Origin of the sequence: Streptomyces sp. NBC_00086 (assembly GCF_026343255.1) — a bacterium.
Taxonomy (GTDB): domain Bacteria; phylum Actinomycetota; class Actinomycetes; order Streptomycetales; family Streptomycetaceae; genus Streptomyces.
The window spans coordinates 6,234,057-6,250,204 of record NZ_JAPELZ010000001.1; the positions used below are offsets into that span (position 1 = coordinate 6,234,057).

Annotated in this window: 11 protein-coding genes and 1 pseudogene; 5 read left to right on the plus strand and 7 right to left on the minus strand. The window is 75.4% G+C overall.

What is annotated here, in order from left to right; genetic code table 11:
* The first annotated feature begins 153 nt into the window (after positions 1-153).
* From trpB to lgt, 4 genes and pseudogenes are all read left to right on the plus strand, one after another.
* A complete protein-coding gene (trpB, locus tag OG276_RS28260; protein ID WP_266909507.1) occupies positions 154-1,419 on the plus strand; it encodes a tryptophan synthase subunit beta in 1,266 nt (421 codons plus the stop codon).
* Positions 1,416-2,228: a tryptophan synthase subunit alpha gene (gene trpA, locus OG276_RS28265; protein ID WP_266909508.1), complete on the plus strand. Its 813-nt coding sequence runs from the start codon at positions 1,416-1,418 to the stop codon at positions 2,226-2,228. Before trpB ends, trpA begins: the two co-directional genes overlap by 4 nt.
* A gap of 122 nt (positions 2,229-2,350) precedes the next feature.
* Positions 2,351-3,136: pseudogene (locus tag OG276_RS28270) on the plus strand (DsbA family protein); the annotation flags it as partial.
* A 330-nt stretch (positions 3,137-3,466) separates the two neighbouring features.
* On the plus strand, positions 3,467-4,525 hold the full coding sequence (gene lgt / locus OG276_RS28275) for a prolipoprotein diacylglyceryl transferase (RefSeq protein ID WP_266909509.1): 1,059 nt from the start codon (positions 3,467-3,469) through the stop codon (positions 4,523-4,525).
* Between the two features lie 133 nt (positions 4,526-4,658).
* Here lgt and OG276_RS28280 read toward each other — a convergent pair whose 3' ends face one another.
* The 7 genes from OG276_RS28280 to OG276_RS28310 all read right to left on the minus strand — a co-directional run bounded on the left by OG276_RS28280 (position 4,659) and on the right by OG276_RS28310 (position 14,897).
* Positions 4,659-5,480 (minus strand): CoA ester lyase, encoded by an 822-nt coding sequence (locus OG276_RS28280; RefSeq protein ID WP_266909510.1) that lies wholly within the window; start codon positions 5,478-5,480, stop codon positions 4,659-4,661.
* A complete protein-coding gene (locus OG276_RS28285) occupies positions 5,477-6,652 on the minus strand; it encodes a CaiB/BaiF CoA-transferase family protein (protein WP_266913172.1) in 1,176 nt (391 codons plus the stop codon). Before OG276_RS28285 ends, OG276_RS28280 begins: the two co-directional genes overlap by 4 nt.
* Positions 6,653-6,750: 98 nt before the next feature.
* The gene (rbsK, locus tag OG276_RS28290; RefSeq protein WP_266909511.1) at positions 6,751-7,656 is read right to left on the minus strand and encodes a ribokinase; all 906 of its coding nucleotides are present in this window, start codon (positions 7,654-7,656) and stop codon (positions 6,751-6,753) included.
* Positions 7,653-9,644, minus strand: a complete 1,992-nt coding sequence (locus OG276_RS28295) for an ADP-ribosylglycohydrolase family protein (protein ID WP_266909512.1) — start codon at positions 9,642-9,644, stop codon at positions 7,653-7,655. The genes rbsK and OG276_RS28295 overlap by 4 nt, the downstream gene beginning before the upstream one ends.
* A gap of 695 nt (positions 9,645-10,339) precedes the next feature.
* A complete protein-coding gene (locus OG276_RS28300) occupies positions 10,340-11,527 on the minus strand; it encodes an ADP-ribosylglycohydrolase family protein (RefSeq protein ID WP_266909513.1) in 1,188 nt (395 codons plus the stop codon).
* Entirely contained in the window at positions 11,524-12,741 is a 1,218-nt protein-coding gene (locus OG276_RS28305; RefSeq protein ID WP_266913174.1) for an ADP-ribosylglycohydrolase family protein, read from the minus strand. The genes OG276_RS28300 and OG276_RS28305 overlap by 4 nt, the downstream gene beginning before the upstream one ends.
* 1,169 nt (positions 12,742-13,910) lie before the next feature.
* The gene (locus OG276_RS28310; RefSeq protein WP_266909514.1) at positions 13,911-14,897 is read right to left on the minus strand and encodes an ADP-ribosylglycohydrolase family protein; all 987 of its coding nucleotides are present in this window, start codon (positions 14,895-14,897) and stop codon (positions 13,911-13,913) included.
* 268 nt (positions 14,898-15,165) lie between these two features.
* On the opposite strand from OG276_RS28310, the gene OG276_RS28315 reads away from it, so the two are divergent.
* On the plus strand, positions 15,166-15,897 hold the full coding sequence (locus tag OG276_RS28315) for a VIT1/CCC1 transporter family protein (protein ID WP_266909515.1): 732 nt from the start codon (positions 15,166-15,168) through the stop codon (positions 15,895-15,897).
* Positions 15,898-16,148: the final 251 nt, after the last annotated feature.

Sequence of the window (16,148 nt, forward strand, 5' to 3'; positions counted from 1 at the left end):
GCGTCCTCTTACGGTCCGTCCCCCGAGCCGCCGGCTCCGGGGCGGGCCGCTCCGCACCCTCGTACGCCCATGCCCCAGCGGGGTGTGCGCGCCCGGGGCGGACGGCGCAATACGGTGAAGACATCCGCGTCGCATCCGTAGGAGTACCTGGGCATGTCCAGCGCCAGCAGTTTCTTCATCCCGGACCCCGAGGGTCACATCCCCAACGCCGAGGGCTACTTCGGCGACTTCGGCGGCAAGTTCATCCCGGAGGCGCTCGTCGCCGCCGTGGACGAGGTCGCCGTCGAGTACGAGAAGGCCAAGGGCGACCCGGCCTTCGCGGCCGAGCTCGACGACCTGATGGTCAACTACACCGGCCGCCCCAGCTCCCTCACCGAGGTGCCCCGGTTCGCCGAGCACGCAGGCGGCGCGCGGATCTTCCTCAAGCGCGAGGACCTGAACCACACCGGCTCGCACAAGATCAACAACGTGCTGGGCCAGGCGCTGCTCACTAAGCGCATGGGCAAGACCCGCGTCATCGCCGAGACCGGCGCCGGCCAGCACGGCGTGGCCACCGCCACCGCCTGCGCCCTGTTCGGCCTCGAGTGCACCATCTACATGGGTGAGATCGACACCCAGCGCCAGGCCCTGAACGTGGCCCGGATGCGCATGCTGGGCGCCGAGGTCATCGCGGTGAAGTCCGGCTCCCGGACGCTCAAGGACGCCATCAACGAGGCGTTCCGCGACTGGGTCGCCAACGTGGACCGCACCCACTACCTCTTCGGTACGGTCGCCGGCCCCCACCCCTTCCCCGCCATGGTCCGCGACTTCCACCGGGTCATCGGCGTCGAGGCCCGCCGCCAGATCCTGGAGCGCGCCGGACGCCTCCCCGACGCCGTCGCGGCGTGTGTGGGCGGCGGCTCCAACGCCATCGGCCTCTTCCACGCCTTCATCCCGGACGCCGGCGTCCGCCTGGTCGGCTTCGAGCCCGCCGGACACGGTGTGGAAACCGGCGAGCACGCGGCCACCCTGACCGCGGGCGAGCCCGGCATCCTGCACGGATCGCGCTCCTACGTCCTGCAGGACGAGGAGGGCCAGATCACCGAGCCGTACTCCATCTCGGCCGGTCTGGACTACCCGGGCATCGGCCCCGAGCACTCCTACCTCAAGGACGCGGGCCGCGCCGAGTACCGCGCGGTCACCGACGACCAGGCGATGCAGGCCCTGCGGCTGCTCTCGCGCACCGAGGGCATCATCCCGGCCATCGAGTCCGCACACGCCCTCGCGGGCGCCCTGGACCTCGGCAAGGAACTGGGCAAGGACGGCCTGCTCGTCGTCAACCTCTCCGGCCGCGGCGACAAGGACATGGACACCGCCGCCCGCTACTTCGACCTGTACGACGCAGAGACCACCGGCAGCACCGAGGGGGAGACCAAGTGAGCGGCACCATCGAACTCCTGTCGGCGACCCTCGCGAAGGCGAAGTCCGAGGACCGCGCGGCCCTCGTCGCCTACCTCCCGGCCGGCTTCCCGACCGTCGACGGCGCCATCGAGGCCGTCAAGGCCGTCATCGCCGGCGGCGCGGACGTGGTCGAGATCGGCCTCCCGCACAGCGACCCGGTCCTGGACGGCGCGATCATCCAGACGGCCGACGACATCGCCCTGCGCGGCGGTGTCAAGATCGCCGACACGCTGCGGACGGTCCGCGAGGCGTACGAGGCGACCGGGGCCCCGATCCTGGTCATGACGTACTGGAACCCCATCGACCGCTACGGCGTCGAGCGGTTCACCGCCGAGCTCGCCGAGGCGGGCGGCGCGGGCTGCATCCTGCCCGACCTGCCGGTCCAGGAGTCCGCGCTGTGGCGCGAGCACGCGGCCAAGCACGGTCTCGCGACCGTCTTCGTCGTGGCTCCCAGCAGCAAGGACGAGCGCCTCGCCACCATCACGGCGGCCGGCTCCGGCTTCGTCTACGCCGCGTCCCTCATGGGTGTCACCGGCACCCGCGAGTCCGTCGGCAACCAGGCCGCCGACCTGGTGCGCCGTACCCGCGCCACCAGCGACCTGCCGGTCTGCGTGGGACTGGGCGTCTCCAACGCCGCCCAGGCCAAGGAGGTCGCAGGCTTCGCCGACGGCGTGATCGTCGGCTCCGCCTTCGTGAAGCTGCTGCTCGACGCGCCGGACCTGCCCGCCGGGCTGGCCGCCGTCAAGGCGCTGGCGGGCGAGCTCGCCGAGGGCGTACGCCGGAGCTGACGGGGTGCGCGTTCGATCGGGCAGCCGGACCCCTGAGCGGGTTCTGTAGCCCGATCGGGTGGAAGTAGGGGCAGGGAGGCACGAGAGTGCCTCCCTGCTTCGTTTGGCCGAACGTGAGCGACATGAACGACGGTGCGAACCGCGATGCGACGAAACGATCGGCCCGCGAGCGACTCCAGGTGGAGCGCGAGAAGCAGAAGGCGAGGGACAAGCGCCGGCGGACCCTCGTCGTGTCGGCGGCGGTGGTCGGCGTACTCGGGCTGGCGGCCGTCGTCGGCCTGATCGCGGCGAACGCCGGCAAGGGCGGCTCCTCCGCCAAGGGCGGCCCGCTGGTCGCCCCGTCCGGAGCCACGGGCAAGGACGCGCTCGCCATCCAGACCGGCAAGGGCGAGGCCCCCTCCACGCTGACCGTGTGGGAGGACTTCCGCTGCCCGGCCTGCAAGGCCTTCGAGACCAATTACCGGGACACCATCCACGAGCTGGAGGCCAAGGGCCTCCTCAAGGTCGAGTACCACCTCGTCACCCTGATCGACGGGAACATGGGCGGCACCGGCTCGCTCAAGAGCGCCAACGCGGCCGCCTGCGCACAGGACTCCGGGAAGTTCGCCCCGTACCACGACGTGCTCTTCGACAACCAGCCCGAGGAGACCAACGACGCCTACGGCAAGAACGCCAAGCTGCTGGAGCTCGCCGGGAAGGTCGACGGACTGGACACCGCCGAGTTCCGCACGTGCGTCGAGGACGGGACGCACGACAGCTGGGTGAACAAGTCGCAGGACGCCTTCCGCACGGGCAAGTTCCGCGGGACCCCGACCGTGCTGCTCGACGGCAAGGACATCTTCGGGGACCAGGCCAACCCGCTGACCCCGCAGAAGCTGAAGGAGAAGGTGGAGGCGGCCGGCAAGGGCGGCCCGGGCGGAGTCAAGGGCTCCCCGTCCCCGTCGGCATCCGGCTCCCCGGCCAAGTCCAAGTCCGGAACCGGGTCCGGGGCGCCGTCCGCGTCCGCTTCCGCTTCCGGCTCGGCGAAGGCCTCCTCCGGCCGCTCGGCCGCGCCCTCGGCCCAGGCCTCTTCGGCACGCTCGGCGGGACGGTCGGCCACGGCCGGTTCGGGCTCCGCCGACGCCTCCCCGGACCACGCCGGGATGCCCATGGACCACTGAGGGCCGTCTCGATTCGGGAGCAGCTTGCCGGGCGGGTTGCGGTCCCCACCGTCCGGCAAGGTAGCGTCGGCTCTTGCCATGAACCTTGCCTTCATTCCCAGTCCGTCGACGGGCGTGCTCCATCTCGGGCCGATCCCGCTGCGCGGCTACGCGTTCTGCATCATCATCGGCGTCTTCGTCGCCGTCTGGCTCGGCAACAAGCGCTGGATCGCGCGCGGCGGTAAGCCGGGCACGGTCGCGGACATTGCCGTGTGGGCGGTGCCGTTCGGCCTGGTCGGCGGTCGCCTCTACCACGTGATCACCGACTACCAGCTCTACTTCGGCGAGGGCCGTGACTGGGTCGACGCCTTCAAGATCTGGGAGGGCGGCCTCGGCATCTGGGGCGCCATCGCGCTGGGCGCGGTCGGTGCCTGGATCGGCTGTCGCCGGCGGGGCATCCCGCTGCCGGCCTGGGCCGACGCCCTGGCTCCCGGCATCGCGCTGGCCCAGGCCTGCGGACGCTGGGGCAACTGGTTCAACCAGGAGCTGTACGGCCGCGCCACCGATCTGCCGTGGGCGGTGGAGATCACCGACGGCCCGAACCGGGTCGCCGGGACCTACCACCCGACCTTCCTCTACGAGTCCCTGTGGTGCGTCGGTGTCGCCCTGCTGGTGATCTGGGCCGACCGCCGCTTCAAGCTCGGACACGGGCGGGCGTTCGCGCTGTACGTCGCCGCGTACTGCGTGGGGCGCGGCTGGATCGAGTACATGCGGGTCGACGAGGCCCACCACATCCTCGGCCTGCGGCTCAACGTCTGGACCTCGATCGTCGTGTTCGTGCTCGCCGTGGTCTACCTGGTGCTGTCGGCGAAGCTGCGGCCGGGCCGCGAGGAGGTCGTCGAACCGGACGCTGACGCCGGCGCCGTGGCCGGCGCCAAGGACGGGGACACCCCGGCCGGGGACGGAGCAGCCGAGGGCGACGAGGCCAAGTCCGAGGCCAAGTCCGACGCCGAGGCCAAGGACAAGACCGAGGACGAGACCGGCGCCAAGGACGGGGACAAGCCCGCGGGTGAGGTCGCCGCCGAGGCCGGGGACGAAGTCGCCGCCGAGGGCGGAGCCGACGGCAAGGCCGAGGCCCCCGGGGCCAAGAAGCTCTGACCGGAGCAACGGTCGAACGGGAGGGGCGTCGCGCACACCGCGCGGCGCCCCTCCCGTTTCGCGTGCGCCGGGTGGCGCGGGGCCGCGCCGCCGGCGGGCCGGCGGGCCCCGTGCCCGGGGCGGGCGGCCACCGTCAGGACAGCACCGGTGCGTCGCGGCGGGACAGGGCCACGACCCGTTCCGCGCCCGCCAGCATCGCCGGGTCGACGAAGCGGCCGTCGGGGAGGGCCACCGCGCCCGGGGTGCGGCGGGCCGCGGCCACGATCTCCTCGGCGGCGCTGACCTCCGCCGGGCCGGGCAGGTAGGCCCGCTCGATCACCGGGAGCTGGCGCGGGTGGATCGCCGCGCGGCCCAGGAAGCCGAGGGCGCGGCCCCGGGCGCAGGAGGCCGCCAGTGCCTCCAGGTTCCGGATGTCGGGGAACACCGACTGGGCCGGCGGCGCCAGCCCGGCCGCGCGGGCCGCGACCACCACCCGGGAGCGCGGCCAGTCCAGGCCCGACTCCGCGGTGACGCCCAGGTCGGCCCGCAGGTCCGCCTCGCCCAGGGACAGGCCGCGCAGGGCGGGGTGCGCGCGGGCGATCTCGTAGGCCCGTTCCACGCCGATCGCCGATTCCAGCAGGGCGTACAGGGCCACCCCGGGGGTGCGGTCGGCGGTGGCGACGATCTGCTCCGGCGAGGAGATCTTCGGCAGCCGCAGTCCGGCGAGTCCCGGGAGCCCGCCCAGCGCGCTGAGGTCGGCGCCGCCCCAGGGGGAGTCCAGGGCGTTGACGCGGACGTGGACCGGTACCGGATGCCGGTCGCCGAGCCGTTCGGCGGTGGCGGCGCGGGCGTACTCCTTGCGGGAGGCCGACACCGCGTCCTCCAGGTCCACGATGACGGCGTCGGCCCCCGCGTGCAGGGCCTTCGACACCACCTCGGGGCGGTCGCCGGGTACGTAGAGCCAGGTCAGGATCACAGCGCCCCCTCCGTGCGGAGGGCGCTGACCTCGGCGGGGGAGAGGCCGATCTCGGCGAGGACGGCATCGGTGTCCGCGCCGTGCGGGCGGCCCGCCCAGCGGATCGAGCCCGGGGTCTGCGAGAGCCGGAACAGGACGTTCTGCATGCGGATCGGGCCCAGCTCCGGATCCTCGACCTCGGTGATGGTGTCCAGGGCCGCGTACTGCGGATCGGCCATGACGTCCCGTACGTCGTAGACCAGCGCGACCGCGGCCTGGGCCTCCTCGAAGGCGGCCGTCACCTCGTCCGCCTTGTGGCGGGCGATCCAGCCGCCGACCGCCTCGTCGAGCACGTCCGCGTGAGCGGCCCGGCCGGAACCCGACGCGAACCACGGCTCGGAGATCAGCTCCGGCCGGCCCACGAGCCGCATCACGCGCTCGGCGATGGACTGGGCGGAGGTGGAGACCGCCAGCCAGCGGCCGTCCAGACTGCGGTACGTGTTGCGGGGCGCGTTGTTGGTGGAGCGGTTTCCGGTGCGCGGCTGGACGTAGCCGAGCTGGTCGTACCAGAGCGGGTGCGGGCCCAGAACGGTCAGGATCGGTTCGATGATCGCCAGGTCCACCACCTGCCCGTGTCCGGTGCGGTCCCGCCCGGCGAGCGCCGCCATCACGGCGTACGCGGTGGTCAGCGCCGCGATCGAGTCCGCGAGCCCGAACGGCGGCAGGGTCGGCGGCCCCTCCGGCTCCCCGGTGATCGCCGCGAAGCCGCTCATCGCCTCCGCGAGGGTGCCGAAGCCGGGACGGTGGGCGTACGGGCCCTCCTGGCCGAAGGCCGTCACGCGGGTCAGGATCAGCCGCGGGTTCGCGGCGGACAGCTCGGGCCAGCCCAGACCCCAGCGCTCCAGGGTTCCGGGGCGGAAGTTCTCGATCACCACGTCGGCGGTGGCGACCAGGCGCAGCAGGGTGTCCCGGCCGCCGGGCCTGGACAGATCGAGGGTCATCGTCCGCTTGTTGCGGCCGAGCAGCTTCCACCAGAGGCCGATGCCGTCCTTGGCGGGACCGTGGCCGCGGGAGGGGTCGGGGCGGGTCGGGTGCTCGACCTTGACGACCTCGGCGCCGAAGTCGCCGAGGAGGGTGGCGGCGAGGGGACCGGCGAAGAGGGTGGCGAGATCGAGGACGCGGAGCCCGCGCAGGGGCGGGAGGGAGGGGGCGCCGGTGCCGGTTTCGGGTTCGGTTTCGGGGTCGGTCCCGGGCCCGGCCCCCGTCGCGGTGGTGTGCTGGCCGGTGGGGGTCACGAGGCGGCTCCGGAGCGGGCGAAGGTGTCGGTCTGGGAGCGGGTCGGCATCGAGTCCTGGGCGCCGGGGCGCTGTACGGACAGGGCGGCGGCTGCCGAGGCCCAGCTCAGGGCCTCGGGCATCGGCCGGCCCTCGCCCAGGGCCACGGCGAGCGCGCCGACGAAGGTGTCCCCGGCGGCGGTGGTGTCCACGGCCCGTACGCGCGGCGCGGGCACGGTCCGCGGCTCGCTGCCGCGGGCGGCGTACAGCACCCCGGCCGCGCCGAGGGTGACGACCACCTCCGGCACGTCCTGGAGCAGGGCCGCCGCGGCCAGGCGGACGTCGGTGAGCCCGGTGAGCGCGGCGGCCTCGTGCTCGTTGGGGACCAACAGGTCGGTGGCGGCGAGGAGTTCGGCGGGCAGCGGCTGGGCGGGGGCCGGGGTGAGGATGGTCCGGACACCGTGCGCGCGGGCGGCGAGCGCGCCGGCGAGCACGGCCTCCAGGGGCAGTTCGAGCTGGAGGAGCAGGGAGTCGGCGGCGCCGATGCGGGCGTCGTCGCCCGGTTCCAGGGAGGTGACGCGGGCGTTGGCGCCGGGGATGACGATGATGCTGTTGCCGCCCTCGTCGTCCACGGTGATGTGCGCGGTGCCGCTGGCGCCCTCGACGGTGCGCAGGGCCGCCGTCTCCACCCCTGCGCCGGCGAGCGCGGAGCGCAGCCGTACGCCGAACTCGTCGGCCCCGACCGCACCGATCATCACCACCTCCGCGCCGCAGCGGGCCGCGGCGACGGCCTGGTTGGCGCCCTTGCCGCCGGGAACGGTGCGGAACTCGCGGCCGGTGACGGTCTCCCCGAGGCGGGGGGCCTTGGAGACGTAGGCGACGAGGTCCATGTTGGTACTGCCGAGCACGGCGATGGCCGTCATGAGCGGGCTGCCTCCTGTGCGGTGAGGTGGGCGAGGGTGTCGAAGCCGATGCCGTCGAAGCCGGGGACGGTGGTGGCGAGGCGGTTCTTCAGCGGGGCGGTCCAGCGGTGCGGGATGGCGTCGGGGGAGCCGGCGATCAGTCCGGCGAGGGCGCCCGCGGTGGCGCCGTTGGAGTCGGTGTCCCAGCCGCCGGAGACGGCGCGGCAGACGGAGTGGGTGAAGTCCCCGTCGGCGTGGGTGAGGGCGGCGGCGATCACGGCGGTGTTGGGAACGGCGTGGACCCAGTGGTAGTGGCCGTAGCGGGCGTGGAGCAGGTCCACGACGGTATCGAAGTCGGCGGCGGTGGCGTGCGCGTCGCAGGCCGTCCGGATCCCGAAGCGGACGGCCTCGGCGAGGCGGGAGCGGGGCGGTACGACGGCCAGGCCGGCCCGGAGCGCGGTGTGCACGTCGGCCCGGCCGGTGGCCGCGGTGGCGGTGGCGGCGGCCACGAACGTGGCGGCGTGGACGCCGTTGCCGGTGTGGGTGAGGGCGGCGTCCCGGTACGCCTGGGCCGCGGCGGCGGCCGGGGCGCCCGGGTTGGTCCAGCCGTGGACGTCGGCGCGGATCAGGGCGCCGATCCATTCGCGGAAGGGGTTGTGGTGGGTGGCGGTCGCCGGGGGCTCCAGCCCCTGGAGGAGATTGCGGTACGCGACCCGCTCGGCCGTGAACGTACGGCCGGCCGGGAGCTCGTCGAGCCACAGCCGGCCGACGTCGGCGGTGGTGAAGCCCTTGCCGTGGCGCTGGAGGAGGAGCAGCCCGAGGAGGGGGTAGTTGAGGTCGTCGTCCTCGGGGGTGCCGTCGATGTTCTCGGCGAGGGAGGTGGGTGCGGAGCGGCGGTTCCAGGGGTGGGCGGCGAGTACCTCCGGTGGTACGCCGCGTTCGGTGAACCAGTCGGCCAGGGGCCAGTTTCCGGCGGCCCGGGCCAGGGTGCGGATCCCGTGCAGGGGGAGCTTCTCCACGGGCTTGCCGAGGACGCAGCCGACGGCGCGGCCGAGCCATGCGGCCTCCAGCCGCCGCCGCAGGGCGGTGTCCTGGGCGGCCGGTCCCGGCCGGGCCCCTGCGAAGCCGGCGCCGGGTCGGGACCCGGGTCGGGACCCGGGTCGGGCCTCGGGTCGGGCCTCGGGTGTGGCCTCGGGGCCGGGCCCGGGGGCAGGCGTGGCCTTGGGTCCGGCCTCGGCGCTGGGGCCGCTCTCGGCGCTGGGGCCGCTCTCGGCCCTGGGTCCGGCCTCGGCCCTGGGTCCGGCCTCGGCCCTGGGTCCGGCCTCGGCGCTGGGTCCGGCCTCGGCGCTGGGTCCGGCCTCGGCGCTGGGTCCGGCCTCGGCGCTGGGTCCGGCCTCGGCGCTGGGTCCGGCCTCGGCCCTGGGTCCGGCCTCGGCCCTGGGTCCGCTCTCGGCCTGGGGCACGGTCCGGGACCCGGCCCCGGGCATGGACTCTGCCTTGGGCACGGACTCCGTCTCAGGCGCGGTGCCGGTCCTGGCCTCAGGCGCGGGTCCGGTCCCGGCCCCGGCCTCAGGCGCGGGTCCGGCCTCAGGTACGGACTTGGGTGCGGCCCCGGTCTGTGGCACGGCCTCGGCTCCGGCTCTGGGCGCGGCCCCGGCCCCGGCCCCGGCCTCGGCCTCGGCCTCGGGTTCTGGGCGGTGGGGCGGGGTGAGGGAGGGTTCCCCCGCCCCGCCCCTTCCCGAAACCAGGGGCAGGCCCCTGGACCCCGGGTCACCGGAGCCGTCTCCACCTGGTTCGGGGGGTGAGGGGAGGGCCGCCAGGGCCGTCAGGAGGTCGGTGGCCAGGGCTCGGAGTTCCGGCGGGGCCGGGGTGGGGGAGGCGCCCGCCCGGGCCGGCGCGAGGTGGCCGCCCGCCGCCAGCCAGACGCGCAGCAGCGGCTCCGCAGCCTCTCCGCGGCCGTCCTCGGCGGCCTGCCGGAACTCGTGGCCGACCAGATCCTCGGGCTGCACCCAGGTGAGCCGGACGGGCCCGCCGGGCCCGGATCCGGGTGGCGGGGCCGTTCCGCCGCTCTGGGGGGACCGTCCGGGTCCGGGGACGGGGCCCGTCTCGTCGTTCGGGGCGGGCCGTCCGGGTCCGGGGGTGGGGGCCGTTTCACCGTTCGGGGCGGGCCGACCCGGTCCGGGGGTGGGGCTCGTCCGGTCGTTCGGGGCGGGCCGGTCCGGTCCGGGGGTGGGGGCCGGTACGCCGTTAGGGGCGGGCGGACCCGGGGGCACGGGGTCCAGGGGCTCGCCCCTGGTTTCGGGAAGGGGCGGGGTGGGGGAATTCCCGCCCCCGGCCCCGCCCCCGGCCCGGCCCGGGTCGGAGGCGGGCGCAGGCGGGGCCGAGCCGGGCGTCCCTGCTCCCGTGGCTCCGTGGTGGCCCAGGCCCGGGGCCGGGCCCGAGGGCGGGGAGGTGGGTGTTGGCGGGGCCGCGGGTGTGGCCTGGGTTGGGGAAGGCGGCCGGGGTGCGTGGGTGCTCGGGTCCCCGTGCGGGGGTGGGGAGGTGGGTGTTGGCGGGGCCGCGAGTGTGGCCTGGGTTGGGGAAGGCGGCCGGGGTGCGTGGGTGCTCGGGTCCCCGGGCGGGGGCGGGGGCGGGGAGGTGGGCGTTGGCGGGGCCGTCGGTGTGGCCCGGGCGGGGGAGGGGGGCGGCGCCGGCCAAGTGGGGGTCATCGGGGGGCCGTCAGGGTGGCGAAGGCGGCCTCGTGGGTGCGGCGGCGGGAGTGGTCGCGGGTGAAGATCTCCCGGGTCACCGAGGCCAGAGCCGACGCCGGGGCGCGCAGGTCCAGGCGGCTGGCCTCCGCGACCCGGTCCGCCCAGGCGGGCGGGACCGCGGCCCCGCCCGACAGGGCGCCCGCGATCGCACCGGCCATGGTCGCGATGGAGTCGCAGTCCCGGCCGTAGTTGACCGCGCCGAGCACGGAGGTCTCGTAGCAGCCGTCGGCGACGAGCAGCATGCCGAGCGCCACCGGGAGTTCCTCGATGGAGTGCAGGCGCGAGGGGCGCCGTGCGCCCAGGGAGGGGGCGCGGTAGTCCGGGCCGACCGAGTCGTACGGGGCGACCGCCGCCCGCAGGGGGGCCAGCGCCGACTCGAAGTCCCGGTGGCGGGCGGCGACTTCGCACACCGCCGCGATGGCCGCGCGGGTGCCGTCCTTGGCCAGGGAAAGGGCCGTTTCGACCACCGAGGCCGCCGTCGCACCCGGCACGCAGGCCGCCGCCACCGCCGCCGCGAACACGCCCGCCGCCTCCCGCCCGTACGAGGACTGGTGCGCGCCCGTGACGTCCAGCGCCTCCGCGTACGCCCCGGCCGGATTGCCCGCGTTGACGAGCCCGACCGGCGCCATGTACATCGCCGCGCCGCAGTTGACGATGTTGCCGTTGCCCGCCTCCCGCGGGTCCGCGTGGGCGTAGTGCAGCCGGGTCACGATCCACTTCTCGGCGAGGAAGATCCGCTGGAGGGGGAGGGCGTCCGCCTCCAGTTCCGGGATCCAGCGGGGGACCGTCATCAGGTCCGGCACCAGGTGCTCGGCGATCGCGTACGCGTCCAGGTGGTCCCGTACGGCCTCGTAGACCCGTACCAGCGCGTGCGTCATCAGGGTGTCGTCGGTGACGTGGCCGTCGCCCTTGTGGTACGGCGCGATCGGGCGGGCGGTGCGCCAGTCCTCGTGCCACGGGCCGACGATGCCGCGCACCCGGCCGCCGTGCCGCTCCACGATCTGTTCCGGGGTCCAGCCCTCCACCGGGCCGCCCAGCGCGTCGCCGACGGCCGCGCCGACGAGGGCGCCGGTGATCCGGTCGTCCAGGGAGGGGGAGGTGGGGGTCGAGGTGCTCTGGGGGAAGGGGGTCAGGGTCGTCATGTCCGGGGCTTTCCTTGGGGCTTGGGTGAGGTGAGTTCCGTACGGGTGAGCAGTGCGGCCAGTTCGACGAGGTCGGTGCCCGCCAGGCGGGGGAGGGCGCAGCCGGAGAGGGTGCGGCACGCTTCGCGCCAGGCGGCGGGGAGCGAGTCGCCGCCGCCGAGGGCGCCGGTCAGCGCGCCGGCGAGGGCGGGGGCGGAGTCCGCGACGCGCGACAGGCAGGCGGCGGCCGGGACCGCCTCGCCGACCCGGCCGCGGGCGGCGGTGGCGAGGGCGAGGGCCACGGGGACGGTTTCCGCGGCGGCGATCCCGTAGCTGTAGACGTGGTCGACGATCTGGTGCTCCAGGAGCGGGACGATGGCGAAGGCCCCGCCGGTCGCGGCCGTCTCGGCGCGGGCGAGTTTCACCGCGTGCCGGGCGTTGCGGCCGATCTCGGTGGACTCCGGCAGCTGCGCGAGGGCGGCGTCGACGGCGGCGTCGGTGTCGGAGGCGGTGCAGGTTCCGGTGCTCGCGAGGGCGGTGGCGATGGCGGCGGCCATGGCGCGGGCGCCGTGGACCCCGTCGCCGTCCTGGGTGTAGCGGGCGTCGAACTCGGCGAGGTCCGCGGCGGCCTCGGGGTCCCCGGGATGGACGACGGCCAGGACGCAGGCCCGGATGCAGGCGGCGTCGTCGAAGTAGTGCGGGTTGTCGTGGCCGGTGGCGGGCGGGCGCAGGCCGGCGGCGAGGTTGCCGAGGCCGGCGCGGACGGAGATCCGGGCGCGCAGGGGCAGGACGGCGGACTCGACCTCGGGCGCGCGTTCCGCCGCCGCGGCGACCTCGCTGGCCAGGGCGTTCCAGGCCAGGTCGATGGCGGCGCGCATGCGGCGGGACCGGGAGAGGTCGCTGAGCAGCACGCCGGCGGCGGTGAGGACGGACTCGGCGGCGAAGGCGGCCCACTCGGCGTCGTCGGAGGGGCCGAGGCGCAGCGGCTCCGGGGGCTGGTTGAGGGCGATGGGGACGGGGAGGGTGGTGGTGGCGTTCTGCTCGGCGAAGGTGTCGAGCTCGCGGGTGAGGCGGCGGGTCCACTCGGGCATGCGGCTGGCCCGGTGGCGGGCGGCGGGCCACCCGGCGGCGTCGCCCGCGGCGAGCCCGAGCAGCAGCCCCTCGATCCGGCGGGGCCCTTCGGGGGCGGGCCCGGGGGCCGGCGCGGTACGGGGCTCGGCGGTGGCGGTGGCGATGGCCGTGGCCGTGGCCGTGGCCGTACGGGGCTGCGCGTCCCGCGGCGCGGGTCCCGGCGGGGACGTGTGGGGCGGGGCGTCGGCGGGTCCTGACGGGGCGGTGAGCGGGCCGCCCGTGACCTCCGCCGGGGCGGTGCGGGCCGCGGGGCCGGGGTTGGTCCAGGCCCCTGGCGGGGCGCTGCGGGCCGCCGTGCGGGGCGGGGTGCCGTCCGGGCCCGGCGTGGCTTCCGCCGGGGCGGTGCCGGGCCGCGCGGTCCCGCTCGCGGCGCCGGTCGCCGGGGCGTCCCGGCCGGAGGCGGTCCCCTTCCGGGGCGGGGTGTCGCCCCCGGTTCCCCGGCCGGGCGCGTCCACCACCACCGCGCCGGCGGTACGGGGCTGCGTGCGAGGCGGGGCGTCGTGCCCGGTGGGGGCCGGCTCCGGGGCGGGGGGACTCTCCCCGTACCCGCCCCTTCCCGAAACCGGGGGCAGGCCCCCGGGCCCCCGGACCGGCGCCGGTGCCTCCGCCGGCCCGGGGGCGGCGGTCGCGGCGCGGAGGAACCCGGGCACCGGCGTACCGGCGATCCCCGGGCCCCGGGCGGGCTCGGGGCGACCGCCCGCGGGGGCGACGGCCCCGCCCGCCTCCCGGCCGTCGGCGGGCCGGGTCGGGGTGTCGTCCTCCGGGGTCCGCTCGGTTCGGGCGTCGGCCCGAGCGGCGTCCTGGCGGGTGGCCGGCCCGGTCGGGGTGTCGCCCTCCCGGGTCCGAGCGGCCTCCCGGTCGTCGGCCGGCCTGGTCAGGGTGTCGTCCTCCGGGGTCCGCTCGGTCCGGGCGTCGGGCTGAGCGGCCTCCCGGTCGTCGGCCGGCCGGGTCAGGGTGTCGTCCCCCGGGGTCCGCTCAGACCGGGCGTCGGGCCGCGCGGCGTCCTGGCGGGTGGCCGGCCCGGTCGGGGTGTCGCCCTCCGGGGTCCGAGCGGCCTCCCGGGCGTCGGCCCGAGCGGCCTCCCGGCCGTCGGCCCGAGCGGCCTCCCGGCCGTCGGCCGGCCGGGTCAGGGTGCCGTCCTCCGGGGCCCGCTCAGACCGGGCGTCGGCCCGCGCGGCGTCCTGGCGGGTGGCCTTCTCGGGTGCGGTGTCGTGTGGGGGAGGCGGGTTGGTGGGAAGCGGGGTGGTGGGGGGCGGGGTGGTCGGAGTCAGGGTCATCGGGGGGTCTCGGTTTCCGGGGTGAGGAGGTCCGCGATGTCCAGGACGTGGTAGCCGCGCATCGAGGGGAGGCAGCTTCCGCGGACCGGGCCGATCACCGAGGACCAGGCGGCCGGGATGGCGGGGGCGCCGGACATGGCGCCGGCGAGCGCGCCCGCCACGGCCGCCGTGGTGTCCGCGTCGCGGCCCATGTTGACCGCCATGAGGACCGAGGAGGCGAAGTCGCCGCCGCACGCGGCGAACGCGCCGAAGGCGAGGCCGACCGCCTCGGGGGCCAGGTCCGTCCAGGGGTAGCCGCCGATGACCACCGCCGAGCGGACCGCCCGCTCGCCGCGCGGGGCGGCCGTCACGGCCCGGCGCAGGGAGCGGGCCGTCCAGGAGTCGGAGGGGATGACGGAGAGGGCCGCCGAGATGACGGAGGCCGCGGAGCCCCCGGCCATCGCCGCGGCGACCCCGGCCGCGACGGCCTGGCCGCCGTAGATGCCCTCGCCGTCGTGGCTGACGCAGCCGTCGATGGCGACGAGCCGGGCGGCTTCGGCCGGGCGGCCCGCCGCGAAGACGCCGAAGGGGGCCGCCCGCATGGCCAGACCGTCCGACCAGGCGTGCCGGTGCTGGGCGGAGATGGGGGCCGCCAGCCCCCGGCGGAGGTTCTCCAGGGTGCCGCGTTCCGAGAAGCCCGCACCGCGGAACGGGCCTTCGTCCAGGTCCGCGATCCAGTGGTGCCACGCCCGTTCGACGTGGGCGACCGTCAGCGCCGACCCGTGTCGGGCCAGCAGCAGGCCCGAGAAGATCGCGTACTCCGTATCGTCCGTGCCCGCCGGGTCGTCCGAGACGAAGCCCTCGATCCGGCCCCACTTCGCCCGGATCTCCGAGGGCTTCATGTTCTCCGCGGGGGCGCCCAGCGCGTCACCCACCGCGAGTCCGAGAAGAGCGCCCCGGGCCCGTTCGAGGAGGACCTGCGGATTGCATGCAATCAGCTCCATGGCGCGCCTCTCCACTTGATGGGACTCATATTGAGCCCTTGGGGGATTTGTGCCATGGCATGTGGTTTGTCGCTCGTCGCGAAACACCCGCCGCAGGTCCCCGTCACCCGGTCGCCGATCCCCAAAACCCCAGGTAAGTACGGCCTTCCTTGCTGGCGGGCGGCAAAAATCGTGCGTAGTTTCGAGGTGTTCAGGGGGAGTGGGTGTCCGCGCGTCGTCCATGGCACAGCTCTGTGCACCCACTCGTACAAAAGGGGAGATAGCCGGAATGTCCATCATCGATATCGAAGCGCCGCTTCACACCGCCCACCGCACCAACCACACCCACCGTGACGTCAACGGCGGATGGCTGCGCCCGGCGGTCTTCGGTGCGATGGACGGGCTCGTCTCCAACCTCGCGCTGATGACCGGTGTGGCCGGCGGCGCCGTCGCCCCGCACGTCATCGTCGTCACCGGCCTGGCCGGCCTCGCCGCCGGAGCCTTCTCCATGGCGGCGGGGGAGTACACCTCGGTCGCCTCGCAGCGCGAGCTCGTGCTCGCCGAACTGGACATAGAGCGCCAGCAGTTGCGCAAGCACCCCATCGACGAGATGGAGGAGCTGGCCGAGCTCTACGTCTCGCGCGGCGTCGAGCCGGCGCTGGCCCGCGAGGTGGCCATGCAGCTCTCCCGCGACCCGGAGCAGGCGCTGGAGATCCACGCCCGCGAGGAGCTCGGGATCGACCCGGACGACCTGCCGTCGCCGATGGTCGCCGCCGTGTCCTCCTTCGGATCGTTCGCGCTCGGCGCGCTCGTCCCGCTGCTGCCCTACCTGCTCGGCGCGACCGTCCTGTGGCCCGCGGTGCTCGCGGCCCTGGTGGGGCTCTTCGCCTGCGGCGCGGTGGTCTCCCGGGTCACGGCCCGCTCCTGGTGGTACAGCGGGCTGCGCCAGCTCGTCCTGGGTGGCGCGGCCGCGGGTGTGACGTACATCCTGGGAACCTGGATCGGTGGAGCCGTAGGCTGACCGTGCAGGGAGTGAGACACTATGCAGTAGGCAACATAAGTAGTCAGTTACTCGGCGGTTTCGATCCTGTGTCCGCCGGGCATCAGACCCTGGGCGCCGGGCAATGAGGCCCGCCCCGTACCGGGACCTTCGTCCCGTGTCCCGATGCCGGACACCTGCGAAAGTCCCCTCTTGTCTGCTCCGTGCAGTGTCCGCATGCTGGAATGACATATCCGCTTCGCGGGATTGTCGTCATCATGTAATCTGCACGA